14 protein-coding genes are annotated in these 17,070 nt (G+C 68.8%); 13 read left to right on the top strand and 1 reads right to left on the bottom strand.

The annotated features are described in order from the left end of the window. The first annotated feature begins 41 nt into the window (after positions 1 to 41). The 13 genes from AT699_RS27040 to AT699_RS26980 all read left to right on the top strand — a co-directional run bounded on the left by AT699_RS27040 (position 42) and on the right by AT699_RS26980 (position 16,518). Entirely contained in the window at positions 42 to 938 is an 897-nt protein-coding gene (locus AT699_RS27040; protein WP_006385802.1) for a LysR family transcriptional regulator, read from the top strand. Between the two features lie 216 nt (positions 939 to 1,154). Next, entirely contained in the window at positions 1,155 to 2,258 is a 1,104-nt protein-coding gene (locus AT699_RS27035; protein WP_024070468.1) for a DUF917 domain-containing protein, read from the top strand. A 10-nt stretch (positions 2,259 to 2,268) separates the two neighbouring features. Beyond that, positions 2,269 to 3,924: a urocanate hydratase gene (locus AT699_RS27030; RefSeq protein WP_006385804.1), complete on the top strand. Its 1,656-nt coding sequence runs from the start codon at positions 2,269 to 2,271 to the stop codon at positions 3,922 to 3,924. Positions 3,925 to 3,974: 50 nt separating this feature from the next. Then, positions 3,975 to 5,315, top strand: a complete 1,341-nt coding sequence (locus AT699_RS27025; protein WP_006385805.1) for an MFS transporter — start codon at positions 3,975 to 3,977, stop codon at positions 5,313 to 5,315. Then, entirely contained in the window at positions 5,308 to 6,456 is a 1,149-nt protein-coding gene (locus tag AT699_RS27020) for an MBL fold metallo-hydrolase (RefSeq protein ID WP_232254261.1), read from the top strand. Before AT699_RS27025 ends, AT699_RS27020 begins: the two co-directional genes overlap by 8 nt. A gap of 71 nt (positions 6,457 to 6,527) precedes the next feature. Beyond that, positions 6,528 to 8,201 (top strand): HAL/PAL/TAL family ammonia-lyase, encoded by a 1,674-nt coding sequence (locus tag AT699_RS27015; RefSeq protein WP_024070466.1) that lies wholly within the window; start codon positions 6,528 to 6,530, stop codon positions 8,199 to 8,201. Between the two features lie 232 nt (positions 8,202 to 8,433). Next, positions 8,434 to 9,132, top strand: coding sequence for a glutathione S-transferase N-terminal domain-containing protein (locus AT699_RS27010; protein ID WP_024070465.1), 699 nt, complete (start codon positions 8,434 to 8,436; stop codon positions 9,130 to 9,132). Between the two features lie 255 nt (positions 9,133 to 9,387). Further along, a complete protein-coding gene (locus AT699_RS27005; RefSeq protein WP_024070464.1) occupies positions 9,388 to 10,740 on the top strand; it encodes a c-type cytochrome in 1,353 nt (450 codons plus the stop codon). Continuing rightward, the gene (locus AT699_RS27000; protein ID WP_024070463.1) at positions 10,733 to 11,632 is read left to right on the top strand and encodes a c-type cytochrome; all 900 of its coding nucleotides are present in this window, start codon (positions 10,733 to 10,735) and stop codon (positions 11,630 to 11,632) included. The genes AT699_RS27005 and AT699_RS27000 overlap by 8 nt, the downstream gene beginning before the upstream one ends. A 120-nt stretch (positions 11,633 to 11,752) precedes the next feature. Further along, complete coding sequence (locus AT699_RS26995) at positions 11,753 to 12,679, top strand: LysR family transcriptional regulator (protein ID WP_024070462.1); 927 nt, start codon at positions 11,753 to 11,755, stop codon at positions 12,677 to 12,679. A 145-nt stretch (positions 12,680 to 12,824) separates the two neighbouring features. Continuing rightward, positions 12,825 to 14,258 carry an FAD-dependent tricarballylate dehydrogenase TcuA gene (gene tcuA, locus AT699_RS26990; RefSeq protein ID WP_020926245.1) on the top strand — a complete coding sequence of 478 codons (1,434 nt, stop codon included), beginning with the start codon at positions 12,825 to 12,827 and terminating at the stop codon, positions 14,256 to 14,258. Continuing rightward, the gene (tcuB, locus tag AT699_RS26985; protein ID WP_024070461.1) at positions 14,245 to 15,450 is read left to right on the top strand and encodes a tricarballylate utilization 4Fe-4S protein TcuB; all 1,206 of its coding nucleotides are present in this window, start codon (positions 14,245 to 14,247) and stop codon (positions 15,448 to 15,450) included. The genes tcuA and tcuB overlap by 14 nt, the downstream gene beginning before the upstream one ends. Before the next feature lie 90 nt (positions 15,451 to 15,540). Next, positions 15,541 to 16,518 (top strand): Bug family tripartite tricarboxylate transporter substrate binding protein, encoded by a 978-nt coding sequence (locus tag AT699_RS26980; protein WP_024070460.1) that lies wholly within the window; start codon positions 15,541 to 15,543, stop codon positions 16,516 to 16,518. 39 nt (positions 16,519 to 16,557) lie between these two features. On the opposite strand, the gene AT699_RS26975 is transcribed toward AT699_RS26980, so the two are convergent. After that, on the bottom strand, positions 16,558 to 17,034 hold the full coding sequence (locus AT699_RS26975; RefSeq protein WP_024070459.1) for a hypothetical protein: 477 nt from the start codon (positions 17,032 to 17,034) through the stop codon (positions 16,558 to 16,560). Positions 17,035 to 17,070 lie beyond the last annotated feature (36 nt).

Genomic DNA, 17,070 nt, shown 5'->3' with positions numbered 1-17,070 from the left:
TATGCTTATATGTGCATGGGAATTAACATCAGGTTAAGCATATGAAATTGAATCTGCGCCAGATTGAGGTCTTCCGCGCCATCATGTTGAGCGGCTCGATCAGTGGCGCTTCCAAGTTGCTGTTCGTGTCGCAACCGGCCGTCAGCCGGCTCATCGCCTACACCGAGCAGCGCCTGGGCCTGATGCTGTTCGAGCGCATCAAGGGGCGGCTGTACCCCACGCCCGAGGCGCGGCGGCTGTTCGTCGAAGTGACCGCGCTCTACCAGAACGTGCAGCGCGTCAACGAGGTGGCCGACAACCTGGCCGAGAACCGCGAGGGCCAGTTGCGCCTGTCCTGTAGCCCGAGCCTGGGCCAGTCGCTGCTGCCGCGCGCCATCGCCCGCTTTCGCCAACTGCATCCGGAAATCCGCATCGTGTTGCAGACGCTGATCCCGGCGGTGATGGAGCAGTCGCTGCTGACCCAGCAGGTGGAGCTGGGCGTGGCCTACATGCCGGTGAATCATCCCAGCCTGGCGACCCGGCCGCTGTACGAGAACCGCATCGTGGCGGTGCTGCCGGCCGGCCATCCGCTGGCCGCGCGCCGCCAGGTGACCGCCGCCGAACTGGCGCGCGAGCCGTTGATCGGCTATAGCGCCGACATTCCCTTCGGCATGCTGGTGCACAAGCTGTTCGGCGCCGAGGACGCGCAGCCCGAGCCGCGCATCGAGGTGCAGCAGGCGCACGTGGCCTGCGCCCTGGTGCAGGCCGGCGCCGGGGTGGCGCTGGTGGACGAGATCACCGTGGCCGGCCCGATCTGGTCGCAGGTGGTGACCGTGCCGATCGCCGATACCGTCAGCGCGCCGGTCAATGTGTTCCACCTGCAATTGCAGCCGTTGTCGCGCTTGGCGCAGGCCTTCATCGACGTGCTGCTGGCGCTCGACCAGCCCGTTTCCCTCTGAGCTTTGCGCCGGCGGGCGCCTGGGGATATCCCTAGGTGCCGTTTGCGCCCGGCCGGCCGCTCCCTCGGGGCGCGCCCCGCTATTAACCCAATGTTATGAACAAGGCATAAAAGGTAATACGACATTAACAGGATTGGTTCCTATGATGCCCTCGTCCATCCAGCGCAAAACGCCGCTGGAGCCGCTAAACGCAATCGGGAAAGGAAGGGCGCAGCAATGGGAAGAATCTTGACGATGCAGGATGTCGAAGCCGCGGTCAGGGGCGGTTCGGTGTTTGCCTGTGGCGGGGGCGGCTGGGCCGAGCATGGCCGCGAACTGGGATCGCTGGCCGTGACCATCGGCCGGCCCGAGTTGGTGTCGATGGACGAAGTGCCCGATGACGCCTGGATCGCCACCGCCGCCGCCATCGGCGCGCCGGGCGGCCTGACCGACTGGCAGATGCTGGGCATCGACTACGTCAAGGCGGCCGAGCGCTTGCAGGACGCGCTGGGCGAACGCCTGTATGGCCTCATCATCGGCCAGAACGGCATGTCCAGCACGCTCAACGGCTGGCTGCCGTCGGCGGTGCTGGGCACCAAGGTGGTGGACGCGGTGGGCGATATCCGTGCCCATCCCACCGGCGATATGGGCTCGCTGGGCCTGGCCGGCAGCCCCGAGCCGATGATCCAGTGCGCCGTGGGAGGCAACCGCGCCAACAACGCCTATATGGAATTGACGGTGCACGGCGCCACCGGCAAGGTCTCGCCGGTGCTGCGCCGCGCAGCCGACATGGCCGGCGGCTTCATCGCCAGCTGCCGCAATCCGATCCGGGCGTCCTACGTGCGGCGCCACGCCGCGCTGGGCGGCATCAGCCGCGCGCTGGCGCTGGGCGAGGCGATCCTGGCGGCACAGCCCAAGGGCGGCAGCGCCGTGATCGACGCCATCTGCAAGGCCACGCAGGGCGAGATCATCGGCTCCGGCAAGGTGGCGCGCAACACGCTCAAGTACACCGAGGAAGCCTTCGACATCGGCACCGTCGAAATCGGCGAGGGCGCGGGCAAGCGCGTCATCCACGTCATGAACGAGCACATGGCCGTGACCGACGCGCAGGGCGAGCGCATTGCCTGCTATCCGGACGTGATCACCACGCTGGACGGCGACGGCAATCCGGTCAGCGCCGGCAAGCTGCGCGAGAGCCTGCAGGTGTCGATCCTGCACGTGTCCAAGCAGCACATCCCGCTGTCCTCCAGCGTCACGGACGCGTCGGTCTACCCCATCGTCGAGAAGGCGCTGGGCATGGATTTCACCGGCTACGCGCTGGGTCGCGGTTCGGATCGTTGAGGGGGCAGCGATGAAACGTGAATTCAAGGTGCCGGGCGGCGCCACGCTGCGGTGCAAGGGCTGGCGCCAGGAAGCGCTGCTGCGCCTGTTGGAGAACGTGCTGGCGGTGGGCGAGGATCCCGCCAACCTGGTGGTGTACGCGGCGCTGGGCCGCGCCGCGCGCGACTGGCCGTCGCACGACGCCATTGTGCGCGCGCTGACGACGCTGGAAGAAGACCAGACCCTGATCGTGCAGTCCGGCAAGCCCATCGGCGTGCTGCGCACCCATCCGCAGGCGCCGATCGTGATCATGGCCAACTGCAATATGGTGGGGCAGTGGGCGCATGCCGAGAACTTCTACCGCATGCAGGACGACAACCTGATCTGCTGGGGCGGCCTGACCGCCGGCGACTGGCAGTACATCGGCTCGCAGGGCGTGATCCAGGGCACCTACGAGATCTTCTCGCGCATCGCCGAGCGCCATTTCGACAACGACCTGCGCGGCCGTTTCATCCTGACGGCGGGCATGGGCGGCATGGGCGGCGCCCAGCCGCTGGCGGGCCGCATGGCCAACGCCGCCATCCTGACGGTCGAGATCGATCCGGAACGCATCGAGAAACGCATCAAGGCCGGCTTCCTGGAATGCCGCGCCGACACGCTGGACGAGGCGCTGGCGCTGATCCGCGACGCGCAGGCGGCGCGCCGCCCGCTGTCGGTGGGCCTGCTCGGCAATGCCGCCGACGTGTATCCCGAGATCCTGGCGCGCGGCATCGTACCCGACATCGTCACCGACCAGACCTCGGCGCATGACCTGGTCTACGGCTACGTGCCGGCCGGCCACACGCTGGAGCAGGTGGCGCGCATGCGCCGCGACGACATGGCCGGCCTGATGGACGCCAGCCGCCGCTCGATCGTGCGCCACGTCACCGCGATGCTGGGTTTCAAGGACCGCGGCGCGGTGGTGTTCGACAACGGCAACTTGATCCGCACCCATGCGAAGCAGGGCGGCGTCGAGCGCGCCTTCGAGATCCCGGTGTTCACCGAGGCCTTCCTGCGCCCGTTGTTCGCGCGCGCCATCGGCCCGTTCCGCTGGATCGCGCTGTCCAACGACCCCGATGACATCCGCAAGATCGACGATTTCCTGCTGCGGCGCTTCCCCGACAACCTGATCGTGTCCAACTGGATCCGGCTGGCGCGCGAATCGGTGCCGTTCGAGGGCCTGCCCGCGCGCATCGCCTGGCTTGGCCATGGCGAGCGCACCGAGCTGGCGCTGGAGGTGAACCGCATGGTGCGAGCAGGCATCCTGGCCGCGCCGGTGGCCTTCACCCGCGACCACCTGGACGCCGGCGCCATGGCGCATCCGAACATCATGACCGAGAACATGCGCGACGGCTCCGACGCCATCGCCGACTGGCCGCTGCTGAACGCGATGATCAACTGTTCGTCCAGCGCCGACCTGGTGGCGATCCACTCGGGCGGCGGCGGCTACAGCGGCTATATGACCAGCGCCGGCGTGACGGTGGTGGCCGATGGCACCGACGCGGCGGCGCAGCGCCTGTCGCTGTCGCTGACCAACGACACCGCCAGCGGCGTGCTGCGCTATGCCGACGCCGGCTACGAAGAGGCGCTGGACGAAGTGGGCAGGAAGGGTATCGACCGTATCGACACGACGGCGACGCAGGTTTGAAAGGCAATACATAACAGCCCCGGATACGGGGCGAATCAACGGGAACGTCAATGAAAAACATCGCAATCAACCCGGGCGCGGGGATGGTGGGGGGCAATGCCGCCCACGCGGGCGCCGACGAGCACAAGGGCGCCAAGAAGGCGGTCATCGCCGCTTCCATCGGCAACGCCCTGGAGTGGTACGACTTTTCGGTCTACGCGCTGTTCGCGGTGTACATCGGGCAGAACTTCTTCCACAACGAAGATCCGACGGTGCAGCTGATGGCCTCGTTCCTGGCCTTCGGGCTGGGCTTCGTGGTGCGGCCCCTGGGCGCGCTGATGCTGGGGGCGTACGGCGACCGCGCCGGCCGCAAGGCCGCGCTGACGCTGACCATCATGCTGATGGCGCTGGGCACGCTGCTGATCGCCATCGCGCCGCCGTACGCCGCCATTGGCGTGGGCGCGCCGCTGCTGATCGTGTGCGGCCGCATGCTGCAGGGGTTCTCGGCCGGCGGCGAAGTGGGCGGCGCCACCGCCTTCCTGGTCGAGCATGCGCCGGCCGGCAAGCGCGGCCAGTATGCGTCGTGGCTGCAGGCCAGCATGGGCATCTCCAACCTGCTTGGCGCGCTGGTCGCCACGCTGGTGACCACGCTGCTGACCGAAGACCAGGTGGGCGAGTGGGGCTGGCGCATTCCGTTCATCGTCGGTCTGTCGATCGCGCCGGTGGGCCTGTGGATGCGCCGCACGCTGGACGAGACGCCGCATTTCCGCGAAGAGCAGCAGCGCCAGGCCGCCAGCGGCAAGCCCGTCAAGGCGCCGCTCTTGAGCGTGCTGCGCGACTATCCGCGCGAGCTGTTCACCGGCCTGTGCATGTCGGTGCTGTGGGCCATCGGCCCGTACGCGCTGATCATCTTCATGCCGATCTACGTGCAAAAGAGCATGGGTTTCACCAGCTCGCAGGCCTTCCTGGGCGCGCTGATCGGCAACCTGTTCCTGATCGGCGGCTGCTTCTTCTCGGGCACCCTGTCCGACCGCTATGGCCGTCGCACCGTGTTGCGGGCCTCGGCGCTGTTGCTGCTGATCGCGGTGTATCCGCTGATGATGTGGCTGCAGGCCAACCACACCCAGTTCGCGCTGATCGTGGTGCAGTCGTCGTTCTGCCTGCTGGTGGCGCTGTACGTCGGCACCGCGCCGTCGGCGCTGTCGGAAGTGTTCCCGACGGCGGTGCGCTCGTCCGGCATGTCCCTGGCCTACAACACCGCGGTGACGGTGCTGGGCGGCTTCGCGCCGGCCATCCTGACCTGGATCACCTACACCACCGGCGTGGCCTTCGCGCCGGCGCTGTACGTGATGGGCGCCTGCGTGGTGGCGTTGGTGGCGTTGACCGTGCTGCCGCAGAAGAATCATGTCTGAGGCCCACATGCGGTTCGCGGATGTGGCGCCAGCAAGCTTGCGGGCGCGCCGGTTGGCCGCCGGCGGCCTGCGCCGCTGGTTCGGCCGCGCCGCCGCTGCGCTCGGCGTGGCGGCGATGCTGGCCGCGCCCGCCGCGCAGGCGGCGGATGGCGCCGAACTGGTGCTGCTGGGCGTGGCCGGCGGCCCGACCTGGTACGGCAACGACGCGCCCCACGGCATCTCGTCGGCGCTGGTGGTGGACGGCAAGGCCTACCTGGTCGACCTGGGCTCGGGCGCCTACCGGCAATTGCGCCGTGCCGGCATCAAGCCCGGCGCCGAGCAGGCCGTGTTTCTCACGCACCTGCACACCGATCACATCATCGACCTGGCCAGCCTGCTGATGTACGACCCCAGCGCGCGCCGCCGCGCCAAGGCGTCGTTGCAGATCTACGGGCCGGGCCGCCGCGGCGCTTTGCCGCCGCTGGCGCCGGGCCTGGCGGGCGATCCGGTGATCCATGCCGAGAACCCGGGCGCGGGCACCGTGGACCTGGTGGACTCGGTGGTGGCGGGCATGGCCGCCGACCTGAACATCCGCGTGCGCAGCGAGGGCGTGCCCGATGTGCGCGGTTTCTTCCAGGCCCACGACATCGTCGTGCCGGCCGGGGTGGTGAAAGACCCGAACGTCGATCCCGCGCCGCCGATGGAGCCCTTCGAGGTCTGGCGCGACGAGCGCGTGACGGTCAGCGCCATCCTGGTGCCGCACGGGCTGGTGTATCCCAACTTCGCCTACCGCTTCGACACCGCGTCGGGATCGGTGGTGTTCTCCGGCGACACCGCGCTCAGTCCCAACCTGGTCAAGCTGGCGCGCGGCGCCGACATCCTGGTGCACGAGGCGATCGATCCCGCCTGGGTCGACCACATCGTCGGCCCCAAGCCATGGGATGCGCGCCAGCAGGCGCTGGCGCGGCAGCTGCTGGAGGCGCACACCACGCCGCAGCAGGCGGGCGAGGCGGCCACGCGGGCCGGTGTGCGCAAGCTGGTGCTGTCGCACCTGGTGCCAGGCGACGCGCCGGCCGAGCATTGGCTGCATGCCCGCGAGACCTTCAAGGGGCCGGTGGTGCTGGGCCAGGATTTGATGCGTATTCCCGTGAAGCAACCGTAAGCATCGTCGGAGGCGAGATGAAGTCTTTGTGTGTTGATACCCACCGACGCGCGGCGCGCGCGTGCGGCCGGATGGCGCTGCTGGCGTCGCTGATGTTGGCCACGGCCGCGCAGGCGGCAGCCGATTGCAGCGTGACGCTGGACGGCAAATCGCTGACCGCGGCGCAGGTGCTGGCGGTGGCGCGGCAGGATTGCGCCGTCGCCATCGCGCCGGCCGCTGCCCAGCGCGCGGCGCGTGCCTACGACCTGCTGCTGGCCTACGCGCGCCTGGACAAGCCGGTCTATGGCCTGAACCGGGGCGTTGGCCTGAACAAGGACCAGACCATCTTCCAGGGCGGCGAGATCTCGCCCGAGGTGCGGCGCCTGTCCGAACAGTTCAACCGTAACCTGCTGCATTCGCACAGCGCGGCCTACGGCGCCGAGGCGCCGCGCGACGTGACCCGCGCCGCCATGCTGATCCGCCTGAACACCGCGCTGTTCGGCGGTTCGGGCATGCAGCCGGCCGTGCTGGAGCAATACGCCGCGTTCCTGAACCGCGACGTGACGCCGGTGATGCTGGGCGAGGGCTCGGTCGGCCAGGCCGACATCACCATCCTGCCGCAGATCGGGCTGGTGATGATGGGCGAGGGCGAAGCCTGGCATGGCGACCAGCGCATGAGTGCCGCGCAGGCCTTGCGCGAGGCCGGCCTGGCGCCGGTGCGCCCGTTCGGCAAGGACGCGCTGGCGATGGTCAGCTCCAACGCCTACGGCGCCGCGCTGGCGGTGCTGGCCGCGCACGATGCGCGCGCGCTGCTGGCGCAGGCCGATGCCGTGGCGGCCTTGTCGCTGGAAGGCCTGGACGGCAACCTGGCGCCGTTGTTGCCGCCGGCCCAGGCGCAGCGGCCCTACGCCGGCCAGCGCCAGACCGCCGAACGCATGCTGGGCCTGCTGCGTGGCAGCGCGCTGTGGCGGCGCGATGCGCAGCGGCCGCTGCAGGATCCGCTGAGCTTTCGCACCGTGAGCCAGGTGCATGGCGCGGCGCGCGACCTTTTGGCGTTGCTGGATCGCCAATTGCAATTGCAGATCAACAGTTCGGATGACAATCCCACCGTGGTGCTGGACGCCGCGCCAGCGGCCGACGCATCGGACTACGAAACGCAGTACTACGTGACCGACGGACCGGTGCGCGGGGCGGTGATGCCCAGCGCGGGTTTCGACCCCAGCGCCTGGGTGCTGCCGCTGCAAGGCACCGCCGTCGCCCTGTCGCAGGTGGCGCAGTTGTCGGCGCAACGCACGCTGCGCCTGACGGACCCGGGCTTCACGCGGCTGCCGCGCTTTCTCAGCCCGGGCAATGGCGCCATCGGCTATGGCCCGATCCAGAAGACGGTGTCCTCGCTGGCGGCGGACGTGCGCGCCCTGGCCGGACCGGTCGTGACCGATGTGCAGCCGCAGGCCGGCAACATCGAGGACGTCGGCACCAACGCGTCGCTGACCGGGCTGCGTGTGAGGGGCCAGATCGTCGCGCTGACGCGGCTGCTGGCGGTTGAACTGATGCACGGCGCCCAGGCGGTCGACCTGCGCTATCCACAGGGGCCGGCCGCCGCGCTGGGCCAGGGCACCGCCAGCCTGTGGCGGGATTTCCGCAAGCAGGTGCCTTACATGGCCGAAGACCGGCGCAACGATACCGATGTCATCACCGCCACGGCCTTTCTGCGCCAGGCGCGTGGCGGCCAATCGGCCTGGGCGCGCGCCGATACGGCGCGCTGAGCGGCGGCCAGCCGAAATCGGCTCGCGCCCGGCGGAAATGCCCCCGGGCGTGCGTGCGGTTTTTCCCGTGGAACAGTGCGTTGCGCCGCCACCGCCCGCGCGGTGGCCTGGAGGCGCTTTGCGGCGGGCGATTTGCGCTACATTTGCCCGACGCGCGCGGGGTGCCAGTCAGGCGCCGCGCCTGTCACAATCGTCATCCCTTACCGCCACCGGATCTCCAGGAGCCCCCCGCATGTCCTCCCTAGCCTCGTTCGCCATCACCCGGAAATGGCCCGCCCGGCATCCCGACCGCATCCAGCTGTATTCGCTGCCCACGCCCAACGGCGTCAAGGTGTCGATCCTGCTGGAAGAGCTGGGCCTGCCCTATGAGCCGCACCGGGTCAGTTTCGATTCGCAGGACCAGTTCACCCCGGAGTTCCTGTCGCTCAGCCCGAACAACAAGATCCCCGCGATCCTCGATCCCAATGGCCCGGACGGCAAGCCGCTGGCGCTGTTCGAGTCCGGCGCCATCCTGGTCTACCTGGCCAGCAAGACCGGCCAGCTCATCCCCGCCGACACCGCCGGCCGCTTCGAAACGCTGCAGTGGGTGATGTTCCAGATGGGCGGCATCGGCCCGATGTTCGGCCAGCTGGGCTTTTTCCACAAGTTCGCCGGCAAGGACTACGAGGACAAGCGCCCGCGCGACCGCTACGTGGCTGAATCCAAGCGCCTGCTGGGCGTGCTGGACAAGCGCCTGGATGGGCGCGACTGGGTCATGGGCGAGCAATACACCATTGCCGATATCGCCATCCTGCCGTGGGTGCGCAACCTTATCGGCTTCTACGGCGCGGGCGACCTGGTTGACTTTCCGCAGTTCAGGAACGTGGCCCGCGTGCTGGAAGCCTTCGTGGCGCGTCCGGCCGTGGTGAAGGGCCTGACGATCCCGGCCTGACGGCCCCCAATTGGCGCCGGTCCGGCGGCTCATCGCGGCCCGCCGGAGCGGCCCGATCCGCGCATTCAGGAGATCGTTCCCCTGTTAATTAGTCTGAGGGATCGGGCCGGTTTGCGCCGCATCAAACAATGCCGATACTTTCATTCTTTTCGGTCATATGCTTATTACCAAAAAGCGTAAGCTGCCTCCATAAGCTGGACCACGCAGTACGAACACCCCGACGTGCGCGCTGGCCGGCAGCAACGGAGGGATGGAATGAAGCACTTCGGGATCAAGGCGGTGGCGCTATTGGCGCTGGCGGGCCTGGGCGGCGGTATCGGCGGCGCCCACCTGTTGACCGCCGTCCGCAAGACGGACAGCACGGCGGTCGTCGATCCGCAGGACCGCCGGCTGGCCGAAGCCGGCGCCTACATCGCGCGCACCGCCGACTGTATCGCCTGTCATAGCGCGCCGGGCGACAAGCCGTTCTCGGGCGGCCTGGCGATGCAGACGCCGGTGGGCACCATCTACTCCTCCAACATCACGCCCGACAAGCGCACCGGCATCGGCGCCTATAGCTACGCCGACTTCAAGAACGCGGTGCAATACGGCATCCGCAAGGATGGCGCCACGCTCTACCCGGCCATGCCGTATCCGTCGTACGCCATCATGCCCGACGCGGACATCCAGGCGCTCTACGCGTATTTCATGTCGCAGGTCGAGCCCGTGGACAAGCCCAGCGCCGACTCCACCATTCCGTGGCCCTTGAACATGCGCTGGCCCATGGCCTGGTGGCAGCTGGTGTTCGCCGGCAAGCGCGACTTCGCCGCGCCGGCGGGCGCGGACGAGCAGGTCCGGCGCGGCGCGTACCTGGTGGAAGGTCCGGGCCATTGCGGCGCCTGCCACACGCCGCGCGGCCTGGCCTACCAGGAAAAGGCGCTGTCCATGGCGGACGGCGACGCCTTCCTTTCCGGCGCCGTGATCGACGGCTGGCGCGCCAAGAGCCTGCGCGGCGAAGCCCGCGGCCTGGCGTCCTGGAGCGCGGACGACATCGCCCTGTTCCTGAAGACCGGCCGCACCGACAGGGTCGCGGTGTTCGGCGCCATGGCCGACGTGGTCGAGCACAGCACGCGTCACTTCACCGATGACGACCTGGCCAGCATCGCGGCCTACCTGAAGCAACTGCCGCCGGTGCCGGGCAAGGCGCCGGTGTTCCCCGCCAAGGCGGACAACACCACGGCGTCCCTGCTGGCTGGCCGCTACGACTCGCGCGGCGCGGTGATCTACATGGAGCATTGCGTCATCTGCCATCGCGCCGACGGCCAGGGCATGCCGCGCATCTTCCCGGCGCTGGCGGGCAACTCGGCGATCTTCGCGCAGAACCCCCAGTCCATCATCCAGATCACGCTGGAAGGCGGCAAGATGCCCGAAAGCGACCGCGATTCCATGGCTTTCGCCATGCCGCGCTTCAACCACCTGAGCGACCAGGACATCACCGACGTCATCAACTTCATCCGCACGGCCTGGACCAACCAGGCGCCGCCGATCGCCAGCGACGAGGTCGCGCACATCCGTGGTTTCCTGGCCAGCAAGAAGCCGAACATCGTGTCGGGAGGCAAGCATGAATAAGCTGTACAAAATCGCCGCCACGGTGGCGCTGATGGCCGGGGGCGGCATGGCGGCGCTGGCGGCGCCGCCGGCGCCGGCCGGCGAGGCCAAGACCTTCGCGGTGCTCGACAAGGACGGCAAGCGGCTGCCCGACTACACCATCCCGTCCGACACCTCGATCGACAAGGAACCCAACGCCGAACAGATCCGCTACGGCCAGCGCCTGCTCAACGAAACCCGCCGCCTGTTGCCGAACAACACGGGCGCCAGCCTCAATTGCAGCAGCTGCCATGTGCAGCAGGGCAAGAAGCCGCTGGGCGCGCCGTACATCAACTCGGTCAACTCGTTCCCGCAGTTCAATCCGCGCTCGGGCCGGGTCGTGTCGCTGGCGGACCGCATCAACGGCTGTTTCCAACGCTCGATGAACGGCAAGCCGCTGGACAAGGAATCGCCCGAAATGCTGGCGATGCTGGCCTACATGAAGTGGCTGGCCCAGGATGTGCCGCATGGGGCGCAGGTGCAGATCAAGAACGCCTGGCCCATCGACACCAAGCTGGTTCCCAACCCGGAGCGGGGCAAGGGCCTGTATGCCGCGCAGTGCGCCGCCTGCCACGGCGCCAACGGCGAAGGCAAGCGCGACCGCGCCGGCAATATCGTGTTCCCGCCGTTGTGGGGCGACGAATCATTCAATATCGGCGCCGGCCTGGCGCGCACCTACAAGGCAGCCGCCTTCATCCGCAACAGCATGCCGATGGGCGTGAACACCCATGGCAACTGGGGCGAGGGCAAGGTGCTGTCGGACCAGGACGCGGTGGACGTGGCCGAGTACTTCACGCACATGCCGCGGCCGGATTTCCCGCCCAAGGACAAGGACTGGCCGAACGGCAAGAAGCCCAAGGACGCGCGCTATTGAGCAACCGAGCCGGACGCGCGGGCCGGTCCCGTCCGGGGCGGCCCGGATCCGGGCGGGGTGATGGCGCGCTCCACGCCCTACAATCGGCGAGTCTTCCCTCGTGATCGTCCCCGACCCGCCATGGAACTGCGCCAGCTTCGTTATTTCGTTCGCGTCGTCGAAGCCGGCAGCATCGGCCGCGCGGCCATGTCGCTGGGCATGGTGACGTCCGCGCTCAGCCAGCAGATCAGCCGGCTCGAAGGCGAACTGGCCACGCGGCTGCTGCAACGCAGCGCCAGCGGCGTGGTGCCCACCGACGCCGGGCTGGCGTTCTTCCGCCAGGCCCAGTTGGCGCTGCGCCATGCCGACGACGCGATCCAGGCCGCGCAGCAGGCGCGCCTGGCCGGTCACGTCAGCGTCGGCCTGCCATCCACCACCGCGGCCATCCTGGGCGCGCCGTTCGTGCAGGCCATGAACCAGCGCTATCCCGATATCCGTCTGCATCTGGTGGAGGCATTGTCCGGCCATCTGGCCGACATGCTCAACGGCCGCCAGCTCGACCTGGCCATCGTGTTCCATGCCGAGGCGGCGCGCCGCTGGAGCGTTATGCCGCTGCTGGACGAACCCCTCTATCTATGCGCCCGGCGTGACATGCCGGGACTGCCCGCCGGCCCCACCACACGCCTGGACGAGATCGCCGGCCTGCCGCTGGTGCTGCCCGGCGGCCGCCACGGGCTGCGCGCCTCGGTCAACCTGGCGTTTCAGCAGGCGGGCCACGTGCCGCGGGTGGTGGCCGAGGTCGATGGCCTGGCGCTGCTGATGGACGTGGTGCAGCTGGGTTACGCCGCCACCATCCAGCCCAGCTCGGCCACCGCGCGCATCGCGCCGGGCCAGTTGGCGATGGCGCGGATCGACGAGGCCGACCTGTTCCGGCCCAATCTGCTGGCCAGCCTGTCGGACGACGAACTGTCGCCGGCGGCGCTGGCTGCGCGCCTGGTGCTGGCCGACGTCTCGCGCAGGTTGGCGCGAGACGGCAAATGGGCCGTTACCGCGCTGCATGAGTCGTGAACGGGTGTCGCTTGCCGCCCATGAGCGATGCCGCGCGCAGGCGGCATACCGCTCTTCACGAATCATGAAGACCCGTTGACGGCGCGCTGATATCGCGGCGGGCGGCGCCGGCCTACAGTCCGTTCCTTGATCCGGGAACGATGACATGGTCGATGTATTGGTGATAGGCGGAGGCAATGCGGCGCTGTGCGCGGCCTTGATGGCGCGCGAGGCGGGCGCCAGCGTGTTGCTGCTGGAGGCCGCGCCGCGCGCATGGCGCGGCGGCAATTCGCAGCACACGCGCAACCTGCGCTGCATGCACGACGCGCCGCAGGACGTGCTGGTGGACGCCTATCCGGAAGAGGAATACTGGCAGGACCTGCTCAAGGTCACCGGCGGCCAGACCGATGAGAAACTGGCGCGGCTGGTGATCCGCGAGTCCGCCACCTGTCGCGACTGGATGCGGCGCCATGGCGTCAATTTCCAGCCGCCGCTGTCGGGCGCGCTGCACGTGGCCCGCACCAACGCCTTCTTCATGGGCGGCGGCAAGGCGTTGGTCAATGCCTATTACCGCAGCGCCGAGGCCCTGGGCGTGGGCATCCGCTACGACGCGCCGGTGGACGCGCTGGAACTGGAGAACGGCCGCTTCAAGGCCGCCCGCATCGGCGCCGAGCGCATCGAGGCGCGCGCCTGTGTGCTGGCGGCCGGCGGTTTCGAGTCCAACCGCGAATGGCTGCGCGAGGCCTGGGGCCGCAACGAACGCGGCGAGTGGCCGGCCGACAACTTCCTCATCCGCGGCACCCGCTACAACCAGGGCGTGCTGCTCAAGTTCATGCTGGACGCCGGCGCCGACCGCATCGGCGATCCGTCGCAGTCGCACTGCGTGGCCATCGACGCGCGCGCGCCGCTGTACGACGGCGGCATCTGCACCCGCATCGACTGCGTCTCGCTGGGCGTGGTGGTCAACCGCGACGCGCAACGCTTCTACGACGAGGGCGAGGACTTCTGGCCCAAGCGCTACGCCATCTGGGGTCGCCTGACGGCCATGCAGCCCGGGCAGATTGCCTACTCCATCATCGACGCCAAGGCCGTGGGCCGTTTCATGCCGCCGGTCTTCCCCGGCGTTACCGCAGATTCCGTGGCGGAACTGGGGCGGCGCCTGGGACTGGACCCGGTGGCGTTCGAGCACACCATCCGCGAATACAACCAGGCCTGTAGAACCGGCACCTTCGACCACACGACGCTGGACGACTGCCGCACCGAGGGCCTGGCTCCCGCCAAGACCCACTGGGCCCGGCCCATCGACACCGCGCCGTTCTACGGTTACGCGCTGCGGCCGGGCATCACCTTCACCTATCTGGGGCTGAAGGTGGACGAGACCGCCGCCGTTCGTTTCAACGGCGCGCCCAGCGACAACCTGTTCGTGGCCGGCGAGATGATGGCCGGCAACGTGCTGGGCAAGGGCTACACAGCGGGGGTGGGCATGTCCATCGGCACCGCCTTCGGCCGCATCGCCGGCGCCCGCGCCGCGGCAGCCGCCCAGCGCATGCATCGTACCCCCGGCACCCACCGCAACGGAGCACAGCATGCGGCAGCTTGAAACCCTGGCCCGCGAGGCTCAATCGTTTGCGCGGACGGCGCCGGCCATGGAGGAACGGCCGGTGCGCTGGCATGGCCGCGGCGCGGCCGCGCTCAGTCCGCAAGAAACCGAAGTGGCGCGCGTCATGCAGATCTGCAACGCCTGTCGCTACTGCGAAGGCTTCTGCGCCGTCTTTCCGGCCATGACCCGGCGCCTGGAGTTTGGCAAGGCCGACCTGAACTACCTGGCCAACCTGTGCCACAACTGCGGCGCCTGCCTGCACGCCTGCCAGTACGCGCCGCCGCACGAGTTCGCGGTGAACGTGCCGCAGGCCATGGCCAAGGTGCGATTGCAGACCTATACCGAGTACGCGTTTCCAGCGGCGCTGGGAAAACTGTACCGGCGCAACGGGCTGGCGCTGTCGCTGGCCACGGCGGCGGGGCTGGCATTGTTCCTGGCATTGACGGTGATGCTGACGGGCGGGTTGTTGCACGCGCCGATGGCCGGCAATTTCTACGCGGTGTTCCCCCACAACACGCTGGCGCTGATGTTCGGCGCGGCGTTCGGTTTCGCCATGGTGGCGCTGGCCATCGGCGCGGCGCGCTTCTGGCGCGACGTCAGCCCGGGCACGGCCAGCGGCGCGGCCGTGGCCGAGGCCGCGCACGACGCGCTGCGCCTGCGCTACCTGGATGGCGGCCATGGCAAGGGCTGCAACAACGCCGATGACGCCTTTACGCTGTGGCGCAGGCGCTTTCACCACTTCACGTTCTACGGCTTCATGCTGTGTTTTGCCGCCACCTGCGTGGCCACGCTCTACCACTACCTGCTGGGCGAACAAGCGCCATATCCGTTCTGGAGCGCGCCGGTGCTGCTGGGCACGGCGGGCGGCATCGGCCTGCTGATCGGGCCGGCGGGCCTGCTGTGGTTGAACTTGCGGCGCCATCCGCTGCAGGGCGACGCGGCGCAAAAGCCGATGGACCGCGGCTTCATCGCCTTGCTGTTGCTGACCAGCGCCACCGGCCTGGCGCTGCTGGCCGGCCGCGATACCGGCGCCATGGCCCTGCTGCTGGCGGTGCACCTGGGCGTGGTGATGGCGCTGTTCCTGACCTTGCCCTATGGCAAGTTCGCACACGGTATCTATCGCTCGGCCGCGTTGCTGAAGTGGGCGATCGAGAAGCGCCAGCCCGACAAGCTGAAGTTGGGCGCCGACTGAGCCGCGCCGCCGCCGCGGTCCCGTGGCGGTATGCGCGCATGACGGCGTCCTCGAAGGCGCCGCGATTCCAATATCCTTCAGGAGACTTGCATGTTCCCTCATCGCCTTGCCCGCGCGGCATTCGCCGCCGCCTGTCTGCTGCCGGCCCTGCCGGCCGCGCAGGCGCAGCCCTTTCCCGCCAAGCCCATCACGCTGGTCGTGCCGCATTCGGCCGGCGGCACCTCCGACATCCTGGCGCGCACGGTGGCGGCCGAAGCCGCCAGGTCGCTCGGCCAGACCATCGTGATCGACAACAAGGGCGGCGCCAACGGCACCATCGCCGCCAAGCAGGTGGCTTCGGCCGCGCCCGACGGCTACATGCTGCTGCTGGCGACCGCCAGCACCCATGGCATCAACCCGTCGCTGTACTCGCGCATTTCGTATGACGCGGTCAGGGATTTCAAGCCTGTCACGCTGCTGGCGACCGTGCCCAATGTGCTGGTGGTCGGCTCCAACGTGAAGGCCGCCAGCGTGCCGGAGCTGATCGCCTACATCAAGACGCAGGGCGATCGCATCAACATGGGTTCCGCGGGGGCGGGCACGCCCGGCCACCTTGCCGGCGAGATGTTCAAGCGCGCGGCGGCCTTGCAGTTCACGCACGTGCCGTACAAGGGAGGCAGCCCTGCCATCACCGACCTGATCGGCGGCCAGATCGACTTCATGTTCACCACCATTCCGGGCGTGCTGCCGCACGTCAAGGCCGGCACCTTGCGCGCGCTGGCGGTGACCTCGCCGCAGCGTTCACCCGCCTTGCCCGACATTCCCACGATGGCGGAGTCGGGCCTGGCGGGCTTTCAGGCCCTGTCGTGGCATGGGGTGGTGGCGCCGGCCGGGACGCCGGACGCGGTGGTGGCGCGGTTGAATGAAGCCTTGGGCGGGGCCTTGGCGGCGCCGGCGGTCAAGCAGCGCCTGATGGAGGAAGGGGCCCAGGCATCGACCCTGCACACGGCCGCCTTCGGCGCGTTCATCGACAAGGAGATCGCGGCCTGGGCGCAGGCCGTGAAGGACTCCGGCGCCACCGCGAACTGAGTGCGTTGCCGATGCGCGCCGCGCATCGGCGATGGCCGTTCAACCCGCCTGGTAGGCGTCGCACAGGGCCAGGTACTCGTCGCCGCTGATCTCCAGCGCCATGGCCGGGATCAGCACGCGCTTGCGGTCCGGCAGCGAGGTCTTCAGCTGGATCTGGCGGCCGATCGGAATGCCGACGTAGGTCTGGTTGACGTAGGTGTTCTCGTTGACCGCCTGCCAGGGAATCACCGTGCCGTCCGTCAGCCGCAGGCCGTCGCGGGTGAAGGTGATGACGGGCTTGGCGGGGCCGAAGGCGCGCATCAGGCAGCGGATCACCAGCCAGACACCGATGGCGGCGATGGCGGCGAAGAACGCCATCCCGCCGATGTTTGCGCGGGCACGCGCGGCCAGCACGCCGAACGCCACCGCGGCCACCGTCCAGATGACGGCGCCGGCGATGAGGCGGTTGCGGGAGTAGTACACGGGGCGATCGGCCAGGGTCTGGGCTTGGTGCGAGGCGGAGCTGTAGATTTCCATGTTCGGGTTGCGTGCAAAGGATGAGGGGGCCGCCAC

Source organism: Achromobacter xylosoxidans, from assembly GCF_001457475.1.
GTDB classification, from domain to species: domain Bacteria; phylum Pseudomonadota; class Gammaproteobacteria; order Burkholderiales; family Burkholderiaceae_B; genus Achromobacter; species Achromobacter xylosoxidans.
The sequence above is the reverse complement of the archived record's forward strand: the minus strand, read 5'-3'. Positions and strand labels throughout refer to the sequence as shown.